Source organism: Dermacoccus abyssi, assembly GCF_003515945.1.
In the GTDB taxonomy this organism is placed as follows: domain Bacteria; phylum Actinomycetota; class Actinomycetes; order Actinomycetales; family Dermatophilaceae; genus Dermacoccus; species Dermacoccus abyssi.
Map to the genome: position 1 here is coordinate 1 of NZ_QWLM01000047.1, position 1,428 is coordinate 1,428.

1 protein-coding gene is annotated in these 1,428 nt (G+C 68.0%); it reads left to right on the plus strand.

The window, feature by feature from the left end; all coding sequences use genetic code 11:
* Positions 1 to 114 precede the first annotated feature (114 nt).
* Positions 115 to 1,422, plus strand: a complete 1,308-nt coding sequence (locus D1832_RS15030; protein ID WP_118915192.1) for an ISL3 family transposase — start codon at positions 115 to 117, stop codon at positions 1,420 to 1,422.
* The last annotated feature ends 6 nt before the right edge of the window (positions 1,423 to 1,428 follow it).

Here is a 1,428-nt window from a genome sequence, read left to right on the forward strand (position 1 = left end):
GCGGCTCTTCACAGATGAGGGTGTAGTGGGCGCTGGCGCGTCGGTCCGGAGGTAGGTGTCGAGGTCTTCCGAAGATGGAGGTTCCTACACGCAGCCATCCGAAAGACCTCGACGTTGCCTGACGCTACCTTCACGTGCCCTGACCTGACCACCTTCACGCGCGTTGACGACCTTGGCCTGGAGATCACCGGGCAACTTTTCGAGCCGGATCGTGCGGTGCTGGCCTGCCGGGTCGTCGAACCGGACGACTGGTGCCGCCGGTGTGGCTGCCGAGGGGTATCCCGGGACACCGTGACCCGGGAGCTGGCGCACGAGCCGTTCGGGTGGCGCCCCACGACCTTGCTGGTCACCGTGCGCCGGTACCGGTGTGCCGAGTGCGCTCACGTGTGGCGTCAGGACACCACCGCCGCGGCCGAGCCGCGGGCGAAGATCTCCCGCGCCGGGCTGCGTTGGGGCCTGGTCGCGATCGTGGTCCAGCACCTGTCCATGGCCCGCGTCGCCGAAGGACTCGCGGTGTCGTGGAATACCGCCAACGACGCTGTTCTGGCCGAAGGTCAACGCCTGCTGATCGATAACCCGTCCCGCTTGGACGGCGTCCGCGTGGTCGGGGTCGACGAGCATGTCTGGCGGCACACGAGGAAGGGCGACAAGTACGTCACTGTGATCATCGACCTCACCCCGGTGCGCGACGGCACCGGCCCCTCCCGCCTGCTGGCGATGCTCGATGGCCGTTCGAAGAAGGCGTTCCAGGACTGGCTCGCCGAGCGGGACCAAGCCTGGCGGAGGGGTATCGAGGTCGTCGCGATGGATGGCTTCTTCGGGTTCAAGACCGCCACCACCGAAGAGCTGCCGGACGCCGTCTGCGTGATGGACCCCTTCCACGTGGTCCGCCTGGCCGGCGACGCCCTCGACGATTGCCGCCGCCGGGTCCAGCAAGAGCTCCACGGACACCGCGGACGCAAGGGCGACCCGCTCTACACCGCGCGGCGGACTCTGCACACCGGTGCCGACCTGGTCACCGGCCGCCAACACGAGCGCCTCGAGTCGCTCTTCGCCGACGAACGCCACATCCAGGTCGAGTGCACCTGGGGGATCTATCAGCGCATGATCTCCGCCTACCGTCACCACGACCGGAGCGTCGGCCGCGTCGAGATGAGCTCCGTGATCGACGCCCTCGCCGATGGTGTGCCCACGGCGTTGGTCGAGCTGCGCAAGCTGGGCCGCACCCTGGCCAGACGCGTCTGTGACGTCCTGGCCTACTTCGACCGGCCGCGCACCAGCAACGGACCCACCGAAGCCGTGAACGGACGCCTTGAGCACCTACGCGGGCTCGCCCTCGGCTTCCGCAACCTCACCCACTACATCGCCCGAGCACTCCTGGAAGCCGGGGGATTCAGACCCCAACTACACCCTCATCTGTGAAGAGCC